22 protein-coding genes are annotated in these 25,654 nt (G+C 41.7%); 12 read left to right on the top strand and 10 right to left on the bottom strand.

The genetic code is table 11. The features are described from left to right. The first annotated feature begins 84 nt into the window (after positions 1 to 84). The 5 genes from NLP_RS08000 (at position 85) to NLP_RS07985 (ending at position 3,655) form a co-directional block, all read left to right on the top strand. On the top strand, positions 85 to 420 hold the full coding sequence (locus NLP_RS08000) for a hypothetical protein (protein ID WP_442946646.1): 336 nt from the start codon (positions 85 to 87) through the stop codon (positions 418 to 420). Between the two features lie 41 nt (positions 421 to 461). Further along, entirely contained in the window at positions 462 to 1,235 is a 774-nt protein-coding gene (locus NLP_RS07995; protein ID WP_104905935.1) for a 16S rRNA (uracil(1498)-N(3))-methyltransferase, read from the top strand. A 68-nt stretch (positions 1,236 to 1,303) separates the two neighbouring features. Continuing rightward, a complete protein-coding gene (locus NLP_RS07990) occupies positions 1,304 to 2,368 on the top strand; it encodes a tetratricopeptide repeat protein (protein ID WP_104905934.1) in 1,065 nt (354 codons plus the stop codon). Between the two features lie 89 nt (positions 2,369 to 2,457). After that, positions 2,458 to 2,736 carry a VIT domain-containing protein gene (locus NLP_RS34755; protein ID WP_234017247.1) on the top strand — a complete coding sequence of 93 codons (279 nt, stop codon included), beginning with the start codon at positions 2,458 to 2,460 and terminating at the stop codon, positions 2,734 to 2,736. Positions 2,737 to 2,854: 118 nt separating this feature from the next. Continuing rightward, complete coding sequence (locus tag NLP_RS07985; RefSeq protein WP_234017246.1) at positions 2,855 to 3,655, top strand: after-VIT domain-containing protein; 801 nt, start codon at positions 2,855 to 2,857, stop codon at positions 3,653 to 3,655. 118 nt (positions 3,656 to 3,773) lie between these two features. Here NLP_RS07985 and NLP_RS07980 read toward each other — a convergent pair whose 3' ends face one another. Beyond that, a complete protein-coding gene (locus NLP_RS07980) occupies positions 3,774 to 4,337 on the bottom strand; it encodes a hypothetical protein (RefSeq protein WP_104905933.1) in 564 nt (187 codons plus the stop codon). 517 nt (positions 4,338 to 4,854) lie between these two features. Here NLP_RS07980 and NLP_RS07975 point away from each other — a divergent pair. Further along, positions 4,855 to 5,490 carry an esterase/lipase family protein gene (locus NLP_RS07975; protein ID WP_104905932.1) on the top strand — a complete coding sequence of 212 codons (636 nt, stop codon included), beginning with the start codon at positions 4,855 to 4,857 and terminating at the stop codon, positions 5,488 to 5,490. A gap of 47 nt (positions 5,491 to 5,537) precedes the next feature. Here NLP_RS07975 and NLP_RS07970 read toward each other — a convergent pair whose 3' ends face one another. Next, on the bottom strand, positions 5,538 to 5,969 hold the full coding sequence (locus NLP_RS07970) for a VOC family protein (protein WP_104905931.1): 432 nt from the start codon (positions 5,967 to 5,969) through the stop codon (positions 5,538 to 5,540). Between the two features lie 418 nt (positions 5,970 to 6,387). Between NLP_RS07970 and NLP_RS07965 the strand changes: the two genes are divergently transcribed. From NLP_RS07965 to NLP_RS07950, 4 genes are all read left to right on the top strand, one after another. Further along, positions 6,388 to 7,209 carry a DUF92 domain-containing protein gene (locus tag NLP_RS07965; protein WP_104905930.1) on the top strand — a complete coding sequence of 274 codons (822 nt, stop codon included), beginning with the start codon at positions 6,388 to 6,390 and terminating at the stop codon, positions 7,207 to 7,209. A gap of 361 nt (positions 7,210 to 7,570) precedes the next feature. Further along, positions 7,571 to 8,353, top strand: coding sequence for a peptidylprolyl isomerase (locus NLP_RS07960; protein WP_104905929.1), 783 nt, complete (start codon positions 7,571 to 7,573; stop codon positions 8,351 to 8,353). Continuing rightward, on the top strand, positions 8,302 to 11,004 hold the full coding sequence (locus NLP_RS07955; RefSeq protein ID WP_104905928.1) for a type I secretion system permease/ATPase: 2,703 nt from the start codon (positions 8,302 to 8,304) through the stop codon (positions 11,002 to 11,004). Before NLP_RS07960 ends, NLP_RS07955 begins: the two co-directional genes overlap by 52 nt. A gap of 462 nt (positions 11,005 to 11,466) precedes the next feature. Then, entirely contained in the window at positions 11,467 to 13,077 is a 1,611-nt protein-coding gene (locus tag NLP_RS07950) for a S8 family peptidase (RefSeq protein ID WP_104905927.1), read from the top strand. Between the two features lie 763 nt (positions 13,078 to 13,840). Here NLP_RS07950 and NLP_RS07940 read toward each other — a convergent pair. From NLP_RS07940 to NLP_RS07915, 6 genes are all read right to left on the bottom strand, one after another. Beyond that, a complete protein-coding gene (locus tag NLP_RS07940; protein WP_104905925.1) occupies positions 13,841 to 15,349 on the bottom strand; it encodes an HlyD family efflux transporter periplasmic adaptor subunit in 1,509 nt (502 codons plus the stop codon). A gap of 63 nt (positions 15,350 to 15,412) precedes the next feature. Further along, positions 15,413 to 16,288 carry an SDR family oxidoreductase gene (locus NLP_RS07935; protein ID WP_104905924.1) on the bottom strand — a complete coding sequence of 292 codons (876 nt, stop codon included), beginning with the start codon at positions 16,286 to 16,288 and terminating at the stop codon, positions 15,413 to 15,415. Positions 16,289 to 16,544: 256 nt separating this feature from the next. Further along, the gene (locus NLP_RS07930) at positions 16,545 to 16,883 is read right to left on the bottom strand and encodes a hypothetical protein (RefSeq protein WP_325034727.1); all 339 of its coding nucleotides are present in this window, start codon (positions 16,881 to 16,883) and stop codon (positions 16,545 to 16,547) included. Between the two features lie 212 nt (positions 16,884 to 17,095). Then, the gene (locus NLP_RS07925; protein ID WP_104905923.1) at positions 17,096 to 18,211 is read right to left on the bottom strand and encodes a fatty acid desaturase family protein; all 1,116 of its coding nucleotides are present in this window, start codon (positions 18,209 to 18,211) and stop codon (positions 17,096 to 17,098) included. A 778-nt stretch (positions 18,212 to 18,989) separates the two neighbouring features. Beyond that, on the bottom strand, positions 18,990 to 19,892 hold the full coding sequence (locus NLP_RS07920; protein ID WP_104905922.1) for a S1 RNA-binding domain-containing protein: 903 nt from the start codon (positions 19,890 to 19,892) through the stop codon (positions 18,990 to 18,992). Positions 19,893 to 20,020: 128 nt separating this feature from the next. Continuing rightward, a complete protein-coding gene (locus tag NLP_RS07915) occupies positions 20,021 to 20,761 on the bottom strand; it encodes a dienelactone hydrolase family protein (protein WP_104905921.1) in 741 nt (246 codons plus the stop codon). Positions 20,762 to 21,038: 277 nt separating this feature from the next. Here NLP_RS07915 and NLP_RS07910 point away from each other — a divergent pair, with 277 nt between their 5' ends. Together NLP_RS07910 and NLP_RS07905 are read left to right on the top strand one after the other, a co-directional pair. Continuing rightward, positions 21,039 to 22,022: a GntR family transcriptional regulator gene (locus tag NLP_RS07910; RefSeq protein ID WP_104905920.1), complete on the top strand. Its 984-nt coding sequence runs from the start codon at positions 21,039 to 21,041 to the stop codon at positions 22,020 to 22,022. Positions 22,023 to 22,076: 54 nt separating this feature from the next. Further along, positions 22,077 to 23,276 (top strand): FAD-dependent monooxygenase, encoded by a 1,200-nt coding sequence (locus tag NLP_RS07905; protein ID WP_104905919.1) that lies wholly within the window; start codon positions 22,077 to 22,079, stop codon positions 23,274 to 23,276. Positions 23,277 to 23,290: 14 nt separating this feature from the next. Here NLP_RS07905 and NLP_RS07900 read toward each other — a convergent pair whose 3' ends face one another. Further along, a complete protein-coding gene (locus NLP_RS07900) occupies positions 23,291 to 24,211 on the bottom strand; it encodes an alpha/beta fold hydrolase (protein WP_104905918.1) in 921 nt (306 codons plus the stop codon). 97 nt (positions 24,212 to 24,308) lie between these two features. Further along, on the bottom strand, positions 24,309 to 25,649 hold the full coding sequence (gene clpX, locus NLP_RS07895) for an ATP-dependent protease ATP-binding subunit ClpX (protein ID WP_104905917.1): 1,341 nt from the start codon (positions 25,647 to 25,649) through the stop codon (positions 24,309 to 24,311). Positions 25,650 to 25,654 lie beyond the last annotated feature (5 nt).

Raw genomic sequence — 25,654 nt, 5'->3', positions numbered from 1 at the left:
GCCCTTAGCGTACTTTGCGGTTCGTTTTCAAATTTTATATTTTTCACGAATCAAATAGGACTGCTATATCTTGTGTAAATCCTAATGCAGTTAGGTAACACATCCACAGGAAAAATGAACTATGGTAACGACAGCAAAATTTGCAGAAACCAGGGATGTGCTGCAAAACATCAGCTGGCAGATATGGGATGTGAGCGGAATAAAAGGCTAGTTTATGACAACGGAATAGTAGAAATTATCACCCCGTTGATGCCACACGAAAATTCAAACCGTCTCATTGAAGGTTTGTGGACAATACTTGCAAAGCGATCGCAGTCCAACTTTTGTGCCTCTGCTGGTGACGGAGATGACGCGATTTATCCAAGAAAGCAAGAAAATTGGACAAATAGCAGCAACTCGCGCTTTCCGTACCTGGGTTAGACAGCAGATATCTACAGCAGGGCAATAATTTATTAAGAAAAATGTCTCAACTGCAAAGAATTGCGATCGCACCCTCCCAATTTCAAGAAGGGCAAATTTTACTCACTAAAGAACAACAACATTATTTGGGGCGCGTGTTGCGCTTGCATGAAGGCGATCGCTTTATTGCAATGGATGGTAAGGGAAAATGGTGGTTAGCGCAGCTAACTGGGGAACAAGCCCAGGTTTTAGAATCGCTTGTAGTAGAAACAGAATTACCTGTATCGATTACGCTGATGGTGGCGTTGCCTAAAGGTAATGGATTTGATGAAGTGGTGCGATGTTGTACAGAGTTGGGAGTAACTTGTATTGCACCAGTATTGAGCGATCGCACTTTGCTTGATCCTAGTCCTCAAAAGCTCGAACGCTGGCGGCGCATCGCAACAGAAGCCGCCGAGCAATCAGAGCGCTCATTCGTACCGACAATTTTACAGCCTGTTGCTTTTAATACGGGTTTGTCATTAGTCATTGGTCATACCCTGCGGGAAGGCGAAGCGCCTATGTCATTTACAACCAGTCAGCAATATATCTGTGTAGCACGTGGTGAGTTTCCCCATTTAAAAGACTGCTTACAGCACAAAGGACAAATGACAAATGACATAGGACAAGAAACAATTGTCATTGCTACTGGCCCAGAGGGAGGATGGACAACACAAGAAATCGAGAATGCGATCACATTTGGATTTCAGCCTGTTTCCCTTGGTCGCCGCATCCTAAGAGCAGTTACAGCCCCAGTAGTAGCATTATCCTTGATTACCGCAGCTTGTGAAGTATAAATGATTTATAGCTCACGCAAAAGAGATTTTGCGCGAGACATCACTCCAGCGTGTATTTAAAGTAAGTGATGATTGAGCAAGTTGCGATCGCCTTTGAGCATAAAGACTATCAAACAGCAGCTAAATTACTTAAACAGCTGCAAAAAGAATCACCCGAAAATCCTTGGGTACAATATTATCTCGGTCGGCTACGTGAAGTAACTGAAAAGCACCAAGATGCAGAAAAAATTTATCGGCAACTGCTGCGAGATACAAGGAATGCCAAAATAGTAACGCTCGCACGTCAAGGTTTGCGACGGTTACAAGAAATGGAGCTAGAAGAAAGACAAAGAGCTATTTCCCAAGCAAAATCTGAACCAAATAACACCGAACTTGGCGTACTAGTCTTAGAGCCACTCAGTAACGAACTGAAAACAGAAGCGTCTCGAAAATTCGCCCAGATTATGCAGCTAGACCCTTACACTGCACGATTAATACTGCCAAGTCGTGGCTGGAGGTTGTATCGCACTGGCCAAGTAGGAGAACTAAAATTTTATGGCAAACAGCTACAGCAGGCTGGTATTCCATGCTTTTGGGCAACAATAGTTCAAATTCAGCAAATTCAAGTTTATCAAGTCAAACATTTCCAAGCATCTACCCCACAAGCTACTGTTGTTTGTCGTAACGAGGTAAATCAACTCGGTTCTCTCACCTTTGACTGGTCAGAAGTCACAGCAAGAGTAGTAGGACTTTTGCCAATTTTTGAACAAGTTGTAGATGTTGATGCCCGCCGTAAACTGGAATGGAAAACTCAAACACAAGACTATGCCCAGTTTTGTGATTTACACATACCTGGTAGACGCTGCATTCTCCGATTTTATGATAACGGCTATAAATTTCAGCAGGGTTTAGAAATTATTCCCCAAGCTAGCCAAAATACAATCAGAATTAATTGGAATAGTTTATCAAGTTGGATTGACCAGCAACTTCCTCAAGTCAAAATTTGGTCAGATTTCACATCTTTTGCAGATACAACATTAGATCAAACAGAAATGCTGAGTCATATAAAGTCTCAGATCGATCTGTTTCGTAGAGAACAGACTAATTGGGATTCAGCTTTTCATTTATATAGTGGGCTGGTGTTTGTTAAATAATTTGTAATTCATAATTCGTAATTCGTAATTCGTATTACCTACCTAAAGAACTAAGTTCACAAATCAAATCGGAGTGTTATATCAAATCTATGAATACAGTCAGTAATAAAAACCAACAGCTAGGGGGTTTGTACGTTCAATTCCCTCAAGGAGAGCAACTATTTTTTCCGCTCAAGCATACGGAAGTTCTAGCAAAAATTGCAGGTAACTTGTCACGAGTTGAGGTGATTCAAAGCTTTGAAAATCCCTTCACACAGCCTTTAGAAGCAGTGTATATCTTTCCGTTACCCGATGAGGCGGCGGTGGATGACATGGAAATCAAAATAGGTAGCCGCATTATCAAAGGTAATATTAAAAAACGTGAATAAGCGCAACAAATCTACGAAAAGGCTAAACAAGAAGGACGCACCGCCGGACTTCTAGAACAGCAACGAGCCTGTACTCACGAATATTCAAATCTCTTGGCAAGGTGACACAGAATCGCCTGTGATTTACCCAAAGGTAGAGCCTGATTTATTCAGCGAACAACCATTAGTTTTGTTTGGTCGCAAACAGGATAGAGCTAGTGGTAATCTTCAAATATCCGGCATTGCTGCGGACGGTAAGCACTATGAAAAAATATTTAACCTCATATTTGAGGAAACAGGAAATCTTGCTGTAGCGCAGTTGTGGGGACGCGCTCGGATTAAAGATTTGATGAATCAAATGGTGAGTTTTGAAACGAAAGCTGGTGTAGAAGCAGTTACAGAAACAGCCTTAACTTATCAACTGCTTTCTCAATACACCGCTTTTGTGGCTGTCAGTGATGACGTGCGGGTTGAACCAGGAAGCGAATACGTGTCTATGCAGGTGCCAGTGGAAATGCCGGAAGCAGTTAGTTACCAAGCAGTGTTTGGCAATGCTTTGGCTGGTGGTTTTGCACCTCAAATGAAATTCTCAAAGTTATCAGCGCCAGCTTCAGCAGAAGCTCCAGATTTTCTCCGGCAAAGGCGATCGCCACAATCTCCAGCAGCCAAAGAAGTTGAGATATCTTTGAGCTTTGATTTCGAGGAGATGGAACAAGATGAAATATTAGACATAGCCATCAACCATCAGTTACAGGTCATCGGCGTTACTGGCTTGAATGACACAGAAATTGCTGACTTAACCCAACACCTTCAACAACTAAACTTTCCTTTTGGCTTTAGTGGTGAAATAGTTTTTGAGTTCACCGTCAACAAAGGTCGGGTAGAACGGGTAGTTTTGGATGAGGAAACCTCGAACCTAAAAGATGCGATTGTAGTATAGAAAATTAAGCGATCGCTCTTACTTTGGAGAGTTCCCCCATCTAAAACTGGCAAAGTTATCTTAACCTTGCATCTTCACGTTTTATCTATAGAGACCGTAAATTTACGGTCTCTATGAATTATTTAGGTGTTTTAATCTGACGTGCCATGTCTAGATAAGCACTCATATTCGCTCCTGGACGACGACGACCATTAGAGCTAGTAGCCGAAGGGGCAAGATATTTTGGTGCAAAGGTTGTTTCAGTTGGCTGCTCTTTGAGTACTTTGGCTGCTGCGGCTTTTGCTTTGTTGCCAGGTTGAACTTTAAGACCTTCAGCAGTCTGGACTAGTTCAACGTCGGCTGGTTTGGGATTTTTAGCTGATTTTTCCTTAGCCTTAGCCTTAGCAGGCGCGGTTTTTGTTCCGTTCAACGAATCTGGCTTAGATGGAGTTGGTGCTTCTGATGTAATCGTCTCTGCTACTTTCTTAGCATTTGATGCAACTGTCGATGTAACTGTCTCTGCTACTTTCTTGGCGTTCGATGCTACCTCTTTAGCAGCATCTCTGGCAGCATCTTTTGCTTCGTCCAATTCTAAGAAGTAGCCGTTGCTTTTCTTCTTCCCTGGTAACAGTCCAGTAATGAAACCCAGAATACCGCCAAGGAAACCCTGAACACCCGAAATTAACTTTTTGATAAAATCCATTACAATTACCCCTGCCTTTTACCTTTTATATTTTGAACTCGACCGTAATTGTTAAAAATTACGACAAAATGTTACATTATCTACTTAGCGTCACCCCGCTCTGGTGACAACCCTTATAGCCTTGTGCTTAATTAACATTGTAGTAAAATCACAGGGCAAATGTTCTATTGCAAGCATTTGCAACCTGCACATACCGAGAACTAATTATTAAATTTTACTGTAGCTAAGAGCAAGATTCTGAAAGCAAGCTTTACAATAATTAACATTTCTTTGTTTGTAAATACCCAATTGAAGTTAAACAAGCAGTTGACTCTCAACCAGTGGGAAGAGTGTCATAGCCGAATCGCAGATGGCTAGATTAATTTGTAAAACTTTATACAAATTATCTTTGAAAGCATTTCAGTTTTGTTTGCAACACATATCTTTTAAAGAATGTGAAAATCAATAGCTTTAGTTTATAGAGCAGTATGTACCTACAAAAGTTAAATACACCCCTTAATTAAGTTAGATTTTATAAATGAACATTGAAAATCAACAACGCAATCCCGTTTTGTTAATACACGGCATTGACGACACAGAAGCAGTTTTTCATAAAATGGCGGCTCAATTAAGACTACAGGGTTGGTCTGTATATTCCCTGGATCTCATACCTAATAATGGTGATGTGGGTCTCGATCAATTGGCAAAACAAGTAGCCGATTATGTTACAGCGACCTTTGCACCAGAACAACGCCTAGATTTAATCGGCTTCAGCATGGGAGGAATTGTTAGCCGTTACTATGTTCAGCGATTGGGAGGAATTAACCGCGTGCAGCGGTTTATTACAATCTCTTCGCCCCATCGTGGAACTGTTGTGGCTTATGGTTCCCGCCGTCCTGGTTGCTTACAAATGCGCCCTGACAGCATTTTTCTCAAGGATTTAAATTCTGATGCTGTAATATTGGGGCAGCTAGATTTTACGTCTATCTGGACACCTTATGATTTAATGATTGTCCCAGCAAATAGTTCACAAATGCCCGTAGGAAGCCAAGTAATAGTACCAGTTACTCTACACCCTTGGATGCTGACAGACTCCAGGAGCTTAAGAGTAGTCACAGCAACTTTAGCAAAGGGTATTAAGCTACCTTTGCTGAATAAAAAATCCAATCAATAGCCAGGATGCTTGTATTTTTTAATTTTTAATTTTTAATTTTTAATTTTTTAAGTCCTATCCCCAATTTGCGTATGTTCGTAACTTCCAAAAACCGCCTCTGTGTGACGATAATACTTGAACTCCATGAGGTTATAAAAAGGATCTTCTAAAAAGAAAGTGCGATGCTCAAGAGGAGAACCAACAAAGCGATTTTTGGTTTCTTCACGAAAAAGTAGCTGTTGTTGTTGTGCCCTTTTTAGTAAGTCTTGCCAGTCACGTTCTTGGGTAAAAATTAGTCCAAAGTGTCTGGGATAGATGGTTTGTTGCGGTGTCAAAGGTTCTTTTGTGAAATGAGCCACTAATTGATGACCGTAGAGATTGAGAATCAGGGCATGGTGGTTTTCACGACCAGGAATGCAACCTAAACCATCTACATAATATACTTTTGTTTGGGCAATGTCATTTACAGGGAAAGCTAAATGGAATAAAGTTTGGCTCATAGCTTGTGTGAAAAAGACTAGTAGTTGATGCTATCTACAATTTATGCTATTAAGTTTGATTGTGGTTAACTTGAACACAGTTTTTATTGACATTAAATTATATTCTTTATCCTTATAACTAAGATTGGGGACTAAGTAATACTTCAGCCACTGTACTCTGCGGTTACGGAGAAGAGTTTACCTAACTCAAAAGAAGTTTTGCATTTTGTTTAATGCACGTTCTTTAGTCAATATTGCAGTGTATGTCTAAGACATCATTGATGGTTTGACACTCAGCTTGGAGAGATCTGCCTACGCAATTTAGTTAACAATACAAACATACTACTTTACCTAGCGAGGTCTCAAAAATAAAGCACTAAGCATCACAAATTGGTTATTCTGTTGATATTCAGACAAAATTACTCATGATTAATTGCTGATGTCATTCTCAATTGATTCTGTAAATCCCTGGTTAGTAGCAGTAGTATTAAACACGATTTTATTGGGTTTAGCTTGGATTGCTCCGAAAAAGCTACTTACCCCTACTGGATTATTCCACGCCTGGTTCTTGGCCATCTTAATTTGGGTAACATTAGGCTGGCAAGGATATGCAGTAGTAATGTTCTATTTTTTGGTTGGTTCTGGCGTTACCCGCATCGGTATGGCGCAGAAGGAGGCAGAAGGAATTGCCGAAAAGCGTTCTGGGGCAAGAGGCCCAGAAAATGTCTGGGGTTCGGCTTTGACTGGGGCCCTGTGTGCCTTGGGAGTAGGAATAATAAATTCGGGATTCCTCGTACCTACTTCCCAGTCTCTAATCCCCAATACTTCGGCTGCGCTCAGTACAAGTCCCCAGTCCCTATTATTGTTAGCCTATGTAGCAAGTTTCAGTACAAAGCTAGCTGACACCACTGCTAGTGAAGTTGGTAAAGCTTATGGTAAAAGCACCTTTTTGATTACCACATTCCAACCAGTACCTCGCGGTACAGAAGGGGCGGTAAGCTTGGAGGGAACTTTAGCTGGGATTGTGGCTTCTGTAGCGATCGCATTTGTGGGTTGGGGAGTTGGTTTAATCGATCTATTGGGCGTAGCTTGGTGTGTGCTGGCAGCATTTATTGCCACCAACCTAGAAAGTGTGATTGGCGCAACACTGCAATCCAAGTATACGTGGCTGACCAATGAAGTAGTAAATATTTTTAATACATTAATTGGTGCGATCGCATCTGTGCTATTTGCCTGGACATGGATAACTTTCATTAACTAGACTGATGAGAATAAACAATTACTCGTTTAAGTGGGGTATTGAGCAAAACAATTCCGCTAACAGCACAGGCTAAATGCCCCGCTACCACTAACAGCACTCTTGAAGGGCATTGGTAGAAAATAACTAATTTGCCTTACTACTGCGCCACCACTGATATTTTCAATCCTGATTTTGTCCCGGCTAGAGTGTAAAAGTGATCGTGGCAAATTATTTTATTTATTAGCTATATAATCTTTTGACCATTTAGATGTAATTATTTCATGGAATCTTTATCATATGTATCCATCAACAATCAGATGATTTCTATATGATTTAAGAAAAAAGTCCTATAAGTGTTTAACCATTTTCACATAATTAGTTCATGGAATCTTTATCATTTTTGACCATTAATGACCAAATAATTTCTATTGAGCAAGCAGTAAAGTACCTGCAAGCCTCTGGAAAATTGGGACAGTTTATTGGGGATATTCTCCGGCAGTACGTGATTGAGGAAGAAATCAGAACACGAGATGATATTGAAATTGGCACCGCAATAACTGAACAGTCAATTATTGACTTTAGGCTTAAAAATCAACTCATTGACCCCCAAAGTTTTCAAGAATGGTTAAAGACAAATAATACAGATTACAGTACCTTTCACACATCGGTCACTTTTGGTTACAAGTTAGAAAAACTAAAAGCTGTAGTGACGGAAACAAAACTCTCAGAATATTTTATTGAACGCAAAATTTTCTTGGATCGGGTAGTACTTTCCCGGATTGTTGTTGATAACCGAGAATTGGCAGACGAACTCCAAACCCAAATAGAAGAAGGAGGTAGTTTTGAGCAACTAGCTAAAGAGTATTCCCTTTCAGATGACCGAATTGTGAATGGCATGATGGGAATTGTCAGCCGAGGTAGTATGCCGGATATATTACGGGCAGCTATTGATGTGGCTAGTCCTGGACAATTGATAGGACCAATAGAAATCGTTGGCAAAGACTCTCCCCAAGGAGAAGGGCCTTATGGTTTGTTTCGAGTAGAACAATTTCTACCAGCGTCTTTAGAAGATACTCAACTACAGCAAGCACTACAAAACGAGTTGTTTGAAAAATGGCTAGCAGAGAAAATTCAAAAACTGACAGTCAAGTTACAAGTGAGTTAAAAATTCTGGATAATGAATCTTTACGATTAAAAGTGCTAGCTTCTTTGCCTTGGAATCAGCCACCGCTATGCTGGTTGACTCCCGAACAACAATCCCGATTGGAAAATGAGTGCCAAACCCGCCAGTATCGTCTTGGAGAAAAAATCTGGTCAAACGATGTCGGTGGCTATCAATTCTTAATTGTGGCTGGGAAAGTCCGCTTGCGAGAAGAAGGCGTTGGCAAACCTTTAGCAGCCCTAGATGCAGGGGATTGGTTTGGTGACTTCCAAAAGCTGTCTGCGGATTTTAAAGCTGTAGCTGCTAGCAAAGAAGTGGTAGTAGTTTGTTGGGATACTGCGCTGTGGGCAGAATTTTCTCACCCACAAATTCAAGAATTTTGGCAAGTGTTACCAGTAGATATGGAGGGACAAAGGGAGACATTTTCCTTCTCTGCCATTCCTTCAGTAACATCACCCTCAGACGGGACTTCCAGCCCCCATAGCCTCCAACCCCAAAGAGGACTCCCAGCCGCCAATCTAATCGCTTCAATTTATCCGTTTGTTGCCAGTTGGAATACCGCTGCTGCCTGTTTAACAATGGTGGCGCAACAACTAGAAAATTCTGTGCAACTGGAATGGGTGCAGCGCCAACTCAGAGGACAACGCCCAAAACAGGTTGTGGAAGCAGCAGAAAAGTTAGGGTTAGTATTGCGGCGGTTACAAGTGAGTTGGAGTGAGTTGCGACAGTTGTCATTTCCAGCTTTATTGCTGTGGAATTCTGACTCACCCCAGAGTCCATCCTGGGTGGTGGCTTATGGAGTTAAGGGCGATCGCTTAATTATCGCTAACCCTCTAAATCCCGAACGGACTTGTGAAAGCTTGCCGCAGTCGATAGTTGAGGCATCTTGGGATGGACGATTGTGGCAAGTAGAACTCATATCCCAGCAAGAAAAATTTAACCTCAGTTGGTTTACCCCAGCAGTTTGGAAGTATAAGGGATTGCTCACAGAAGTATTGTTAGCATCTTTTACCTTGCAGCTATTGGGGTTAACAACACCGCTAATTACGCAAGTCGTGATTGATAAAGTGATGGTGCAGGGGAGTTTACCAACTCTGGATGTGATGGCGCTGGCACTTTTATGCGTAGCCATATTTGAGTCCATACTAGGTATTCTGCGCCTATTCATCTTTACGCATACAGCTCGTCGTCTAGATTTGAGTTTATCAGCACAGCTATTTCGCCATCTGATGCGACTGCCATTAGCTTATTTTGAGTCGCGGCGCGTCGGAGACACAATAGCACGAGTCCAGGAACTCGAACAAATTCGTCAGTTTCTCACAGGTACAGCATTAACTGTAATTCTAGATAGCATCTTTGCTGTGGTGTACCTGGCATTGATGTTTTACTATAACGTGCCACTCACCTTTGTCGCCTTAGCAGTACTGCCGCTATTTGCCACATTAACGATAGTTGCAACACCAATTCTGCGTAACTGGCTCAACGAAACTTTTAACCGCAGTGCCGATAGTCAATCGTTTCTAGTAGAGACAATCACAGGAATTCACTCCGTTAAAGCCCATGCAGCCGAACCAGTAGCCCGCGATCGCTGGGAAGGCTTATTTGCCCGCTTCATTCGCACAGGTTTTAAAGCTTCTACCACCTCCAATATCAGTAGTAACATTGGTGACTTTCTCACTAATTTATCCACGATGCTGATTCTCTGGTTTGGTGCCAAGTTAGTCATCGAACAAAAGCTCACAATCGGACAGCTAGTTGCATTTCAAATGCTGTCTGGTAGAGTCACAGGCCCGCTTTTGCGTTTAGTACAGTTGTGGCAAAACCTTCAACAAGTGCTACTTTCTGTAGATCGCATTGGTGATATTCTCAACGTCTCCCCAGAAGCTGAACTGGGAACTGGCCTAGTTTTACCACCCCTGAAAGGACAAGTCACCTTCGAGCAAGTATTTTTCCGCTACCGACCAAACTTTGAAGCAATTCTGCGCGGAATCTCTTTCAGTGCCGAACCAGGGCAGTTTGTTGGCATTGTCGGACGTAGCGGTTCTGGGAAAAGTACCCTGTCTAAATTATTGCAACGCCTCTATCAAATTGAATCAGGACGCATCCTGATTGATGGTTTTGATATAAAAAGTGCCGATTTAGCCTCACTGCGGCAACAAGTTAGTGTAGTTCTCCAAGAAGACTTTTTATTTAACGGTTCTATTTTGGAAAATATCACTCTCGGTAGTCCCGACATTACCGCAGAGCAAGTAGTAGAAGCGGCAAGATTAGCCGTGGCCCACGACTTCATCAGTCAATTACCCTACGGTTACGAAACCAATGTTGGCGAACGTGGTACAGCTTTATCTGGTGGACAGAGACAACGTATTGCCCTAGCAAGGCTATTTCTTTCCCAAGCGCCGATTTTAGTTTTGGATGAAGCTACCAGCGCTTTGGATAGTGAAACTGAACAACAAGTACTGCAAAACCTGCAAAAAATTTCCGCCAACCGTACCGTGTTCCTGATTGCTCACCGCTTTGCTCCCCTCAAACGTGCAGACTTGATTTTGGTATTGGAGCAAGGCGTGATTGCCGAACGTGGTACTCACTCACAATTGTTGCAACAAAAGGGTTTGTATTGGTCGCTATATCAACGGCAGCAAGCAAACATTTAATAGATTTAACTAACTCAAAGCTTGTGGCTAGATAAAAGATTAACGTTTGCAAAGCGCTTAAATATAGCCTTTGGCGAATGGAGCATAACTCCATTCGCCATTTTGATTTTGCTGATTTCAATAATTCCCCTTGCTATAGTCTGGGTGGTATAAATACTTTTATAGCTAGCGATCGCAGCAGTTTTAAAAGTAACAAAAATAGTTATAACGTTTTATTATTATTTTTGGATTAGTCTCCATTAATACACCTCCAAAATTTAAGATTTAGTCGATAAATTTACTCTTAATGAAAACTGTACTTGTCAGAGTGTTTTTTGGTAATAAAATTAGCATTTTGTTATGAAGTTTCATAGTAATTATTGACAATGAGGCTTGTTCACACATTGATTGAAATCTTCTTATTGTCAAGGTTTCAAGGCTTCAAACTGTCAGAAAACGGTTGCTATCTTTGAGAAAAAACTTATGCATATTGATGATGTTAATAACAATATATTGTCAAGTAAACGGCTCAATGTCACTTCAATCTCCTCATTAGATAGCTTTAATACGAAAGATGACTACGGACTTAACTTCAGCAGACGTAGTAGCTATCATTCAGCCGATGCTGATGTGCAGTTACTAAACAAAGATGAATCTGAAAATAGCAGTAACGCTACTAATACTTTTAGCACTCAAAATTATAACCCCACTAATGGCTATGGCTTGATTAATGGAGCAGCAGCAGTGGCTAGAGCTATTAATCAGAAAACCTTTGCTGATGTTCCCGATCTTGGTGGCAATAATTGGGGAGCAGACCTGGTTAAAGCACCGGAAGTTTGGGCACATGGATACACAGGTAAAGGCGTCGTTGTGGCTGTTGTAGATACTGGAGTTGACTACAACCACGAAGATTTAAAAAATAATATCTGGACGAATAGCAAGGAAATTGCGGGTAACGGTATAGATGATGATGGCAATGGCTATGTTGATGATGATTACGGTTGGAACTTTGCCGATCAAAATAATAACACCCTAGATGACAACGGTCATGGTACTCATGTTTCCGGCACGATCGCAGGAGAAAATAATAACTACGGTGTCACTGGTATTGCCTACGATGCCAAGATTATGCCTGTCAAAGTTTTAGATAGTTCTGGCTCTGGTTCCTATAGTTCCATATCTAAAGGTATTCGCTACGCTGTAGATAATGGAGCTAATGTGATTAACCTGAGTTTAGGAGGCGGATCTTCCAATCGCACTCTAGAGTCAGCCATTGACTATGCCAGCAGCAAAGGAGTGATTGTCGTCATGGCAGCAGGTAATGATGGTGACTCATCACCAGATTATCCCGCCCGCTATGCATCCAAGTCGGGAATTGCCGTTGGGGCAGTAGATAAGAATAATAATTTGGCCGACTTCTCTAACCGCTCTGGAACAAATCAAATCGCTTACGTCACCGCTCCAGGAGTCAAGATTTATTCATCAGTTCCGAATAATCAGTATGACACTTATAGCGGCACATCTATGGCTGCTCCCCACGTTGCTGGTATCGTTGCTCTGATGCTTAGTGCTAACCCCAACCTGACTGATGCTCAAGTGCGTCAGATTGTCACAGAAACCGCAGGAAATAGTACGCAAACTACAAGCTCTAGTTTTAATCTTTCTCATGTCAGTTCTCTTGCAAGTCAGGTAATTGCAGACACAGCAGTAAATAAGACACAAACTACAAGCTCTAGTTTTAATAGTTCCAATTTTGGTTCTCGAATCGGTCAGGCAATTACAGAAACAGGAAAATCTCTAACACCAGAAACTACCACTAGTTGGAATAATTCTGATTTTAGCCCTGCGATCGGTCAGGCAATGTCTAAGACAGGCTACACCTACGCAGAAACTACAAAATATCTGACATCAGCCGCAGATAATAATGGATTAGCCAATCCAGAATTATGGTCGCAATTCCAAAACTATGAGGATATTCTGGGCAACATCAATGTGAATAGCAATGAGGATGAGAATAATCTCGATTTTGGCAAACAACTAGAGGAAATGCAAAAACAAATAGATCAGTATAGAAAATTCTTGGGTATGACTTGAAAATTATAGCGATTTGCAGTCGAGTTCAATACTCCTCGGTTAAGAAAGTCAACCAACTTCCTCATCAGTCGTGAATGAATGTAGGGGTTTAGCAAGCTAAATCCTTACGTTTTTAGGCGTGACTTGTGCGATACATAAGTTGGAATGAAGTTTTTGTAACAGAGCGGCGCTGCAAGCATTGCAACGAGTTTTTAATCAATTGCACATCAGTGCTGACAAAATCTAAAGACAATGTTAAACTTTACAGAACTTCATTAAATCTTAACTCAGCAGTTTACAGCTAGTTAATGCTAATCGTCAAGCAAGACTTTCCTCTTAATTGGAAACGTAATTAGTATGCCGAAGGACTACAACAATTGGCACCTTGAGACAGATAGAGGCTACCAACAGCAAAAAGCGCTTAAACGATACAGATACCTCAAAACTTTGAAAAAGTCTGAACTGACTTTAGATGACGAAATGTTAATTGAAAATTTTAATACTGCATTCCAATTGTGGTTTTTCCCCGGAACATTGCGAACACTGGAGTGACTTGCTACCATTAATGACTTGGCAACTTTGGCTAGCGCCTGATATTGTAACTGACAACCCTCTCTCCTGGCAAAAGTCAGAGGTTAAAATGACCCTAAGACGGGTTTCCCAGGCAATGGGTATGTAGATATGTCAACTCAGTGCTGCTGGGTCATTTGATCATGGGTTAGTCTAAACTCCAGTTGTGAAGATGAGTGAGATAACGAAGCGATCGCCGATCTCACAGACTTTCCTACCTAACGGAAAATGCCTCATTGAACCGCCGTGTCACAGGCTCAGTGATGAATGTCAAAATTGACTTTTTACGAGTGACAATTTCACCTGTAGCAGCCATCCCTGGTGTAAATTCTACTTCTTGACCTCGAACATTCACTGCGTGTTTATTTAGCTTAATTCTCGTCGGAAAAACTAAACCCAATTCTTTATCAGCAATTGCATTTGGACTGACTTGCATAACTTCGCCATCCACAATCCCAAATTCTTGGAAGGGAAAAGTCGCCATTTTCACTTTTGCCTTCATTCCTTGACGAATAAACCCAATATCGCGGTTGAGAACTTTTACCTCTAGAAGCATTTCTTCGCCTTCCGGCAAAATTGACAGCAATTCTTCACCCGATTGTACTGGCCCCTTGGTGGCTTTGACTTTATAAATTGTACCGGCTACGGGAGCCTCAATCGTTTCTAAAGCTTGTTGCTTCCTCGCCTGCTCTAATTGACCTTGAACAGTTGTCAGTTCTTCTTTACGCTTATTAAACTGCGTCAAAATTTCGCTTTGGCGTTCTGATGCTACACGCTGGGCCTGACTGCGTGCAGCGTTGTAAGCTTGTTCTGCTTGGCGAATTTCCTGGACTTGGGCAGCAATATCTTTTTCTAATGATGTGGCTTTATCTTGAGCCTCTGTGATTCTATTCTGGGCGTTGGTAACTTCATCTTGCGCTTTGGTGATTTCTGTCTTTGCACGAGTTAATCTTTCTTGGGCATCCAGGTAATCGACACGAGGTACAGCGCCAGAAGTAATTAGAGTGCGTAAGCTTTTTTCCCTTTCTTGAGCAAGGGCTAAATTACTTTCAATTTTAATTCTGATGCTATCTGCATTGACAAGGTTGGTTTGAGCATTCGCAAAACTGCTTTTGGCATTAACTAAGTTGTCTTGCAATCGAGTCAAGCGGACTTTGGCTTGATCGATAAGTGCTATTTGGCGATTTGCTTCTGCTTCCGCCGCTGCTTGACGCGCTTGGAAGTCTTGCAGGCGGGAGTTTAAAAGTTCATCTTGCAGTTTCGTCCCAGTAGTTTTAACTCCGGTGCGTTCTGCATCCAAACGTTGCAAATCGTCTTGAATCAATCTGGTAGATTTAGCTAGGCGGGAAACATCGGTTATTTGCAAGTCTGGATCTTTTTGAATCAGAATTTGACCTTTAGTAACGCGATCGCCTTCTTGGACTTTGACAGCGACAATTGACCCTCCACCCAAAGATGTCACCGGTCTTACCTGTGTAGAAGCAATTAATTCCCCTGGTGCTGTTGCTACTTCATCTATTTGCGAGAAGTACGCCCAAGCGATCGCCCCAAATACGATGGCGCTCATCGTTCCCGCTAATAATCTAGTGTACAGGGGTGGCAATTCCTGTACCGCTTTCCCTAACTCATAAGTGAGTTGTTCCTCCGGTTGGGCGAATCGTTCTTTTGTTTGACGTGCTTGAGCAGCATTTACCATATATTTTTGTCCTTTGTCATTTGTCATTTGTCATTTGTCATTTGTCATTTGTCCTTGATTATTCACGAATGACCAATGACTAATGACTATTCAAACTGCTAAATAGCGCCGCAAAAAACTTTCTAATGTCTCCAATTGGAAGTTAAAAATCGCCTCTAAACTGGCAATTTCATCTTTTGTGCAGAAAAATTCATTTGCTAGCAATGTACGATAAGTTCCCAAAGCTTTTTGGGTTTGGGGATTAAATAAACCCAATGCACTCTGTAACCCATCAATGAGAAATAGAGGTGAGTTAATTATTACTGGTTCTTTGGCGAAAATCCGACCAAAAATCCGGGGAATATCTTCTCGTAATAAAATCTCCGGCCCTCCAACGGGTAAAATCTGGTTACGAGCGCCTTCAACTGTCACAGAATCCACAACTATCCTTGCCAAATCATCGGTACTGACAATTGAGGTACGGTTTTTGCGATCGCCAACCAGCAAATACAATCCCGTTTCCCGAAATCGTTCTACCAGTGGTAGCAAGTTAGATGCTAATCCAGCTGGGCGCAAAATAGTGTAATTTAAGCCACTAGCTGCTAAATATCGCTCTACTGCTCGTTTGGCTTTGAAAACGGGAGCATCTTCATAACCGCGATCGGCTCCCAGTACGGAAATGAAGACAAAATGCTCTACACCATTGGCTTTTGCCTGGTCGATGAGTTCAATATTGGCGCGGTAATCTAAAGATAGGGCATCGCTATCAGAACCGTGGGCGCTGATAATATACTGGACACCCCGACTAGCTTTCTGGATATCTTTTTCCTCTAGCAAGTCACCGATGAAGATTTCTGCACCCCGGTGTTCTAACTCGCTGTAGCGCGAATTAAGGCGGACAAATGCCCGCACAGACTGTTCTCGTTGTCGTAGGAGTCGCACAACTCTGCGACCAATTCCTCCCGTTGCTCCAGTTACTAGAAACATATAAATACCTAAATTGAATAGTTACAGCGTTTATAGTTGTCAAAATGCTCGATATATGCTCAAAATCCATTGAGCAATACTTAAATAGAGATATGAGCATATTTTTATACTTTTTTACCATGCTCAAGATATTCTCATGCCAATAAGTCACACCTTATTCATTTTAATACTCAAAAAATGATCCCCCACATCCTTGTAGATGCAGGGGATAGAATAATGGGATTAGTTTTACTGGCTCAACAAGTCAATAGCTTGTTCAAGCGACATCTAAATTTAGCAGGTTTTCCTGGTCATATCGGTCAGGATAGCTCATTTTCCTGCCCTCTAAAGTTATCCGAATTAGTGCTGCTTGCTCATCTGTAGGTGAATTCATCTCATCTATAGCAGAACTGATGACCTGGATAGCGTTAAAGTTAGGGAATTTTAAGCCTTTACCTTGCTTCATTTGTTGCAGCGCTAAAAGTGGAAATGCCATCAGAGTTACGATGTACGAGGTTTTGTATCCTGCATTCCCAGTTGGTTTAATGCCGTATCTACGACACAAATCGCGTAATTCTTTAATAGTCTTGATTTCAAGTTCGGAACGCGTGAACATAAAATAGTAGTGTCCATTTTTTAAATTGGATATTCGTGGTTGTACTTCCGGCAAGTTCTAGCAACCACAAATAAGCAAGCTATTGTTTTGGCACCAAGTAAATCAAGCCTTGTTTATATTTATCAATAATGCCTAATCCTAAAGGGAACACACAAAATTTACAACCAATTAAATCAAATAGAGAAGAATTATTAACACATAAGAGTTATGAATTAAAAATGTTTTTGCAAGAAACCTTTTTCTTTGTCGCTTTTAGGGCAGGTAACAGACTTTTCTCCTGACCAATCTGTAAGAGTATTTTCATCTTTATAATGCCGGGGAGTTTTCAGCAGCAAATACCAAGCTTCCCCAGCATCCAATAAATTAAATGTTTCAGAATAGTGAGTTTCTAGCAAGTCCCTAACCATCACATAAAAGTCAGAGTTCATTCCTGGAAAAATATGATGTTCAGTGTGGTGAGAAAAATTTAAATGCAACAGGTCAAATATTTTATAAACCCTTAGTGACATACTATTTATCAGTGGATCATTAACGCTGGTCATCCGACAAAGTAAATGATTTGTATAAATATAAAAAATCACTCCAGCATAACCAATTGCAATCGGTAAAAAGTAACCAAGTATAAGTTTTATGGGTTCAAATTGGAGATAGATTAGGATACTCAGATGAATCATTATCATCATCAATAATTCCCCTGCGATCGCTCGACGATCTTTAGCACTAACTTTAAATGCAGCAGGAACATAATCGACGGATTCATGATTGAAAAACAGCACAGATGTCAGATTACGAAAAGTATGTACTCCCCAGGCAGAAGTCAATCCCACTATGAACCATATAGGATTGACTTCAGTAGAAGGCACAAATAAGTCCTGAATCCATTTTCCCCAGGTTGAAGATTGTTCATATAAGTAATTGCGATCTGGGTCGCCTAAATCATTAGTCTGATTATGATGTACTCGGTTATGAACTGCTTTCCATAACGTTGGTGGCATCCACAACATTGTTAACCCTAAAAAGCTAATGATATAGATTAATCGGGGGTTTTTAATTACGCTACCATGCATCAAATCGTGGGTGCTAAATAGTAAGACAACCACGCTATTGCCCATAATGATGCTTAAAGGTAGATAAAGCCATAAAAGATATGGCGACCAAGAATCTAACCGCGCCGCTATCATCCAGCCTAAAATCAAAATTGCTAGATTAATGAACAAGATAATTAACTTACTTGAATCGGCGATAAATGCTTCAGGTGGCATCAGGGAACGTAATTCTTTCGCATATATTTTCTGGTGAATAAGTGTCTCTTCGGTACTAACATTCATAAATAATTTTCAGGTAGATAATTTAACTGAATAGAGTTTTGCGGTAAATCGTAGCGTTTTTAAACTTGAATAATTCAATTCACAAGTAGGTAAGCATCTAAATCGTAACACAAAATATTTTTGTGATAGACCTATTGCATAATTTGGGCATTACCTACACGTCTTCCTCAGAATAAATTCTGTGGCTCAAAGTGAAAGTTATCTGAAGCTAAATAAAATTATTTTTTACCCACATTTATAGCTAAATACTATTAGTATCTAAACTTAAGATTAGTAGGTAAGAGGTTTTTTATTAAGGACTTTAGTGTTTATTTTCTAATCACTAAAGTGAGGTACACCCGTAGGGGCACGGCATTGCCGTGCCCCTACACCCTGCGATATATATAATGTTGTACCGCATCTGAATGGGAACCGCTATATTAAAAACCCTGGAGACTAATACCATTTCTTTGTGAGGCTGCGCCAAATTTTCTTTCTTCCTTTGTGTCCTTTGCGCCTTTGCGGTTCGTTCCTTATATAATTTGGCGCATCATTATACAGAATTGGTATAACTTAACCAAGTACTATAAAATAGTCTGTTAAATAAAAGTTTTCCCAATTTTCAATCTCCCCACATCTTTATAGATGCAGGGGGAGTAATAAAATAACCCACAATTTAGATTTTTGATCAATTTTTGGGCACTATTCACCGATTAATCCGACATAACGCAGGTGCGATGTCTACGGCGGGCTACGCCTACGCACTATTTATACTTTGTGCAAGCAGCCCGCCTCAAAACTATTCAGACGCTTTGTTATTAGCTCTATTAGCACGCGCCTCAGCCGAAGCCATGACCTCATCGAAATTTTCTAGCACTTCGCCAGGGAAGTTTTCCAAAACTCTGGTAGAAAGAGCAACCCGCCCTTTACCCTCATCCAAGTCAATAATTACAGCTTTAATTGGCTGACCAACTTGAAATACCTTTTCTAAAGAATCAATGAATTTTTGGCTTACCTGCTTGATATGAAGCAAAGCCCCCATACCATTTAAATCGACAAACACACCAAAAGGTTTAATGCCAGTAACTTTACCTTCCACCAGTTGACCTAGTTCTAATAAGCTGAAGTTGCTAGAACGAGTTGCTAATCGCTGAGAAAGGATGAGTTTGTTGGTGTTTTTATTAATTTCCAAAAAGCCCACAGTCAGATTTTGACCTTTGAGTGCTTCTAAATTATCACGCTCGGCCAGGTGCGATCGCGGGATAAATCCCCGTAAAGAAAGAATATCGACAGTTACACCACCTTTATTCACACCCATAACCCGTACTTGCACAGTCTGAGTATTTTCCTGCATTTCGGTCAGTCGTTCCCAGATGTGCTGAATTTCCAACTGCTTTCGAGAAAGGGTAACTTGACCTTCTGCATCCTGATCTCGGATAATCAAAAATTGCATTTCCTCTTGCAATGGCAGCACCTCCGACAAATCGGTAACTGCTCTCAAAGAAGCCTCATCGCGCGGCAGAAAAGCTGACGACTTGCCACCAATATCAACATAGGCTCCATCATGGTCAAGTTGGAAAACTTTGCCATGTACAATCTGTCCTTTTTGAAATTGGTAGTCGTGTTTTTCTAGTGCTTTGGCAAAATCGTCCATTGTAAAGGGCGAATTGGCTGTTTGAGAAAGTTTCGATTCGGAATTCATGACTTTTGAAGATTAATTGTTATTTGATATGGTGCAACTGAAGTTTAGATTGTCATTTGTCATTTGTCATTTGTCCTTTGTTATTCACCAATGACCAATGACCAATGACGAACTTGGCTGTGTATGCTTCAGTTTAGTTGACCAAAGAGTTGTTTTACTTGCTCCCAAGCATCAGCCGCAGCTTTAGGATTATAACTGGCGCGATGGTCACAAAAAAATCCGTGATCAGCTCCATCGTAGCGAAACACACGATGAGGAATTTTATATTTTTCTAACTCTGCTTCAATTTCGGTTACTTGTTCGGCTGGGATGCTAGTATCTTCCTTGCCAAAGAAGGCATAGAGAGTACCTGATATTTCTCTGGTGCGGGTGACAGTAGGAGCGCCACCTCCGGGCGTGCGGGTGCTAACTCCAGCACCATAGAAGGAAGCCGTAGCTTTAATATCTGGCAGGGTGGCTGCAAGATATGCGACATGACCGCCAAAGCAGAAGCCAATACAGCCAAAACCATCTTTTTTCACTTGAGGCAGATTTTTGAGGTAGTCAATAGCTAGTTGAATATCGCTCAATAACTCTGAGGCTTGAGTTTGCATGGCGTAACTTCTGCCCGTTTCAATATCTTCGGGTGTGTATCCGGTTTCAAAGCCAGGAGCAATCCGTTGAAAAAGTGCAGGTGCGATCGCTACATACCCAAGTTTGGCAATCCGTTCTGTAACTTCCCGAATGTGAGCGTTGATACCAAAAATTTCCTGTAATACCACGACTCCTGGGTAAGATCCAGGTTCTTTTGGTTCTGCCAGATAAGCAGACACTTGAATATTATCTTGCAAAAGATTAATCGTTGTGGTAGTTGTTGCTTGCTCTGTCATAATAATTTTTACCAGTGCTATGTGATTAGCCGTGTGTTTATTTGATATAACTATGCCAGTATCCCCAGCTTTTTTCTAATTAAATTATCAATTACCAATAGTGAGCGCATTAGAAATTTGTATCAGAAAAACTTTATATGTAAATAAACATATTTGAGATGTAGCAAATGTAGCTGGTTACAAAAGGAAGGCTGAGTTAAAAGTGTTGAGTATAAAAGCAACACTTAATAATCAAAACTCAGCACTCATTAGCACTTAGTATTCAGGAGGTTTGGTGATGATTCAATTCCGTATTCAGCCAGACAGCGAAATTCCCGCATCAACCCAGCTGTTTAATCAAATCCGATTTGCGATCGCTTCTCGGCAATATCCCCCAGCTTACAAATTACCAAGCACACGGGCGCTGGCAATGCAAACGGGGTTACACCGTAATACCATTAGTAAAGTTTACCGTCAACTGGAGGAAGACGGATTTGTTGAAAGTATGGCTGGTTCGGGTATTTATGTTCGTGCCCAAGGTCATGAGGGCGGTAGTAGGCTGCAATCACCAATTCTCAAGCAAAATCCTGATGCCTATCAAGTTGTCCAGCAAGCACTTGACGAGTTGCTCTCGCAAGGATGTTCGCTAAATCAAGCTAGAGAGCTATTTTTAGCGGAAATTGACTGGCGCTTGCGTTGTAGTGCGCGGGTACTGGTTGCAGTTCCATCTTATGACATGGGTGCTGGTGAGTTGATGGTGTATGAATTAGAACGCTCGCTAAAAATCCCAGTCCAGTTGGTAGCAATGGAAGAATTAACAGCTGTGTTAGATAAAACTACTTCTGCGACAGTAGTCACAAGTCGATATTTTATCAGTAATGTAGAAGCGATCGCAGCTCCAAAAGCTGCACGGGTGATTCCTCTGGATATCTACGACTACAGCAAAGAACTCAGCCTATTGAAAACCTTACCAAAAGAAAACTGTGTAGGCATAGTTAGCCTTAGTTCCGGGATTGCACGAGCCGCAGAAGTCATCCTCCACGGTTTGCGAGGTGATGAACTACTGGTGATGACTTCGCAACCAAAAGATGCCTATAAACTTCAGGCTATGGTTAAGCGGGCTGAGGTAATCATTAGCGACCAAGCCAGTTTTGCAGCAGTGCAAGCAGCCGTGCAAGCATCTGATGAAGATATTATTCGTCCACCAAAGCTGATTAAGGTTGAAAATTATATCGGCGCTAACTCGATTAACTTGCTAAAACGAGAACTGGGTTTAAGTTAATCTCAAGATAATTCTACCAACATCTTTGAGAGCAACTGATACAGGAGGGATGGGATAGTGCAGATTGTGATTGTGGGTGCAGGCCCAACAGGTGTAACCCTTGCCCTGCTCCTTGTAAAACGTGGTATTGCTGTAACTTTAATTGAAGCAGCAAAAGACTTTCATCGTGTATTTCGCGGTGAAGGATTAATGCCCAGTGGCTTAGATGCTTTAGAGCAAATGGGTCTATCGGCCTTGTTAGAGCATATTCCCCATCGACAACTTGACGCGTGGGAATTCATTATCGGGGACAAGCAGTTGTTTCGAGTTGATGAACCAATGGGGGCAACTCGACCCTGTACACTGGTTTCACAACCACCACTGCTCAAAGCACTGATTTCGGAAGCTCAAACCAATGATGGGTTTGAATTTATCCAGGGTGTTCCTGTCAAGGATTTGCTGTGGAGTAATCAACGTGTCGCAGGTGTAGTACTGAGCGATGGGAGAGAATTTGCTGCTGAGTTAGTGATTGGGGCAGATGGTCGAAATTCCCTTGTGCGACAACGTGTAGGATTGGAATTGCTACGCCAGCCTAAAAATATTGATATTCTTTGGTTTAAACTTGCCGCCAGCCCTGAGTTTACAAAAAATAATGTGTTTCGTATTATTTTAAATGGCGATCGCGCATTTAGCATCTTTCACGGAGCAGAGTCAGGAAAATTGCATCTGGCTTGGATAATGTCGGCAACCGAAAACAGTGACTGGAAACAAACCAACTGGGCAGAGATTTTTGCCTCACTATCACCTTCATGGCTAGCAGAGCATTTCCGTAATCATGCAGATACCATCGAATCCCCGATTCGGCTTTCTGTTGTGGTTGGTTATTGTCCCCAATGGCACGCACCAGGGGTACTGCTTCTAGGTGACGCTGCACACCCAATGTCTCCTGTTCGCGCTCAAGGAATTAATCTCGCATTACGTGATGTGATTGTCGCCGCTAATCATCTTGTGCCGTTGTTGCACAAAGAAACTGGACACCAGGATATTGACATGGCATTATCGCATATCCAAGCAGAACGTGAGCCAGAAATTATCCGCGCCCAGCAACTCCAGCTAGAGGAAGCTAAACAAGGCGAACTACTGCGAAAAAATGCACTGCTGCGTTCGCTGTTGATTCAACTTGCTCCCTTGCTCCGTAAAATAATTCAAAAGTCTTGGTTAAAGCGACAATATGAAATGCGTCAAGGTATCACACAGGTACACTTAACTGTTTAAAAAACCGCTATCAGTTATCCGACTTGTGGTTTTGGCGTCTTAATTTGCAAAAACTCTTGTACCCGTTGCAGATAAGTTGGTACATCTTCCAACATTGGGAAATGCGCTGTATTGGGAATCATCACAAATTCCACTTTGTCACTTAGTGCAGCTGCTTGACGCCCCATCTCGGCTGGAATAATCTTGTCATACTCCCCCGCCACCAGTAGAGTTGGTACTGTCAGCTTGGCAAACTCAAGGGGCATCACTTCAGCTTGAGCCTTACTGACTGAAGTAAAAATTGTCCCTATCGCTGCATCGTAATCTGCTTCGAGAAAATCTTCTAAAAAAGCTTGCCGCTCAGAATGTGGTATGGAACTATGCAAAAATCTTGCCATAAACATCCGGTCAACAAATGGAATTTTGCTTAACCATTTGGGACGGAATTTAACTACATAGCCACCAAATTTATGAAAGGCACTAAAGGATTTTTCATCGTACTCAAAAATACCGCTACAAGTTAAAATTCCTCGTTCTACTCGTTCGGGATAGCGGTTAAAAAATAAAGTGGCAACAGACGCACCCATTGAATGAGCATTGATATAAACACGCTGAATATGTAACCCATCTAGCAAAGCTGCCAAATCATCAGCGTATTCCTCTAATTCATAGGTTAGCTCTCTCATTGCCTCTGATTCTTCCTTTGGGGACTCAGATTCAGCAACAGCTTCACTTGCTTGGGCGATGGTTGGCTTCCCACGAGAACGGCCAAATCCTCGCAAATCGTAGAGTAAACAATCAAATTGCTCCGATAAAGCATCAGCAGTATTTTGCCAATACCTAGCTGAACCAGCCCAACCGTGTAGGAAAACCATTACTGGTTTTACCAAAGAACTGGATGGTTTTTTCACCCATTCGTAGTAATGCTCAACGCCACGAACATTAATATAAGGCATTAGTCATTTGTCCTTTATCAGTTGTCATTAGTCCCTAGTACATGGTTATTATTCCTTATTTTTTGACCAATGACTAATGACCAATGACTAATGACTATTAAGCTGATTCTGGCTTCGGTAGTGAAGATGGATGTACTATCAGTTCAGCAGTCGATCGCTTCTCGACCATCTCCCGTGTTACTGTACAGCGTGTCACATCCTTACGGGATGGTAACTCATACATTACATCCAACATCAATTCTTCGACAATACCCCGTAATGCTCTGGCACCAGTTTTACGGCGGTAAGCTTCTTGAGCGATCGCTCGTAAAGCATCTGCTTTAAAATCTAATTGGACATTATCCATCTTCAGCAGCTTTTGATACTGCTTGACTAAGGCGCTGCGTGGTTGGGTGAGAATCGCCATCAGCGCTTCTTCATCTAGCGGATCTACTACTGCTACCATTGGCATCCGCCCAATAAATTCTGGAATCAGGCCAAATTTTACTAAATCATCCGGTTCTAGATGGCGAAGAGTGTCTGCTGCTCGTTTCTCCTTCGATTGCCCTTCTCCCGGTTGCACAAAGCCGATTGCTTTTTTGCCAACTCTCTGATCTACAATCTTTTCTAAGCCTACGAAGGCACCACCACAGACGAACAAAATATTACTTGTATCAATTTGGATACAGTCTTGATAAGGATGCTTGCGCCCTCCTTGGGGTGGTACATTGGCGATCGTTCCCTCTAACATTTTCAGCAAGGCTTGCTGCACGCCTTCGCCAGAAACATCACGGGTAATTGACGTGTTCTCGCTCTTACGAGCAATTTTGTCAATTTCGTCAATGTAAATAATTCCCCGTTGCGCTTCCTCTATATCCAAATCTGCCACCTGCAACAGTCGCAGCAAGATATTTTCCACATCTTCGCCCACATACCCTGCTTCTGTCAGCGTCGTCGCATCGGCTACGGCAAAAGGTACATCCAAGATTTTCGCTAGGGTTTGCGCTAAGAGAGTTTTGCCACAACCAGTCGGGCCAATTAACAAGATATTGGATTTTTGCAGTTCTATTGCATCATCCGACCCAGGTTTGCCACTGGCTTTAGACTGAATAACTGCCAGCCGCTTGTAGTGATTGTAAACAGCTACTGACAGAACTTTCTTTGCTTCGTCCTGGCCAATGACGTGTTCGTCTAGATACTTTTTAATCTCTCTTGGCTTGGGTATTTGATTAAACGAAATACTAGCAGAGTGGGTACGCCGTTTTTCAGGTGGCTCTGCTCTTGGTGCTGGTTGTGCTGCCGCACCATTAGTATCGAGTAACTCCTCGTCTAGTATTTCATTACACAAGTCAACGCATTCATCGCAGATGTAGACTCCCGGCCCTGCGATTAATTTACGCACCTGCTCTTGGGACTTGCCACAAAATGAACATTTTAAATGGGAGTCGTACTTAGACATACCAG

Source organism: Nostoc sp. 'Lobaria pulmonaria (5183) cyanobiont' (assembly GCF_002949795.1).
Lineage (GTDB): Bacteria > Cyanobacteriota > Cyanobacteriia > Cyanobacteriales > Nostocaceae > Nostoc.
Note: the sequence above shows the minus strand (reverse complement) of the source record. Positions and strands in the feature narration are given on the sequence as shown.

Coding starts and splice junctions, on each gene's coding strand:
- NLP_RS08000 (WP_442946646.1), top strand. CDS start 85: ATGCAGTTAGGTAACACATCCACAGGAAAAATGAACTATGGTAACGAC.
- NLP_RS07995 (WP_104905935.1), top strand. CDS start 462: ATGTCTCAACTGCAAAGAATTGCGATCGCACCCTCCCAATTTCAAGAA.
- NLP_RS07990 (WP_104905934.1), top strand. CDS start 1,304: ATGATTGAGCAAGTTGCGATCGCCTTTGAGCATAAAGACTATCAAACA.
- NLP_RS34755 (WP_234017247.1), top strand. CDS start 2,458: ATGAATACAGTCAGTAATAAAAACCAACAGCTAGGGGGTTTGTACGTT.
- NLP_RS07980 (WP_104905933.1), bottom strand. CDS start 4,337: ATGGATTTTATCAAAAAGTTAATTTCGGGTGTTCAGGGTTTCCTTGGC.
- NLP_RS07975 (WP_104905932.1), top strand. CDS start 4,855: ATGAACATTGAAAATCAACAACGCAATCCCGTTTTGTTAATACACGGC.
- NLP_RS07970 (WP_104905931.1), bottom strand. CDS start 5,969: ATGAGCCAAACTTTATTCCATTTAGCTTTCCCTGTAAATGACATTGCC.
- NLP_RS07965 (WP_104905930.1), top strand. CDS start 6,388: ATGTCATTCTCAATTGATTCTGTAAATCCCTGGTTAGTAGCAGTAGTA.
- NLP_RS07960 (WP_104905929.1), top strand. CDS start 7,571: ATGGAATCTTTATCATTTTTGACCATTAATGACCAAATAATTTCTATT.
- NLP_RS07955 (WP_104905928.1), top strand. CDS start 8,302: ATGGCTAGCAGAGAAAATTCAAAAACTGACAGTCAAGTTACAAGTGAG.
- NLP_RS07950 (WP_104905927.1), top strand. CDS start 11,467: ATGCATATTGATGATGTTAATAACAATATATTGTCAAGTAAACGGCTC.
- NLP_RS07940 (WP_104905925.1), bottom strand. CDS start 15,349: ATGACAAATGACAAAGGACAAAAATATATGGTAAATGCTGCTCAAGCA.
- NLP_RS07935 (WP_104905924.1), bottom strand. CDS start 16,288: ATGTTTCTAGTAACTGGAGCAACGGGAGGAATTGGTCGCAGAGTTGTG.
- NLP_RS07930 (WP_325034727.1), bottom strand. CDS start 16,883: ATGTTCACGCGTTCCGAACTTGAAATCAAGACTATTAAAGAATTACGC.
- NLP_RS07925 (WP_104905923.1), bottom strand. CDS start 18,211: ATGAATGTTAGTACCGAAGAGACACTTATTCACCAGAAAATATATGCG.
- NLP_RS07920 (WP_104905922.1), bottom strand. CDS start 19,892: ATGAATTCCGAATCGAAACTTTCTCAAACAGCCAATTCGCCCTTTACA.
- NLP_RS07915 (WP_104905921.1), bottom strand. CDS start 20,761: ATGACAGAGCAAGCAACAACTACCACAACGATTAATCTTTTGCAAGAT.
- NLP_RS07910 (WP_104905920.1), top strand. CDS start 21,039: ATGATTCAATTCCGTATTCAGCCAGACAGCGAAATTCCCGCATCAACC.
- NLP_RS07900 (WP_104905918.1), bottom strand. CDS start 24,211: ATGCCTTATATTAATGTTCGTGGCGTTGAGCATTACTACGAATGGGTG.
- clpX (WP_104905917.1), bottom strand. CDS start 25,649: ATGTCTAAGTACGACTCCCATTTAAAATGTTCATTTTGTGGCAAGTCC.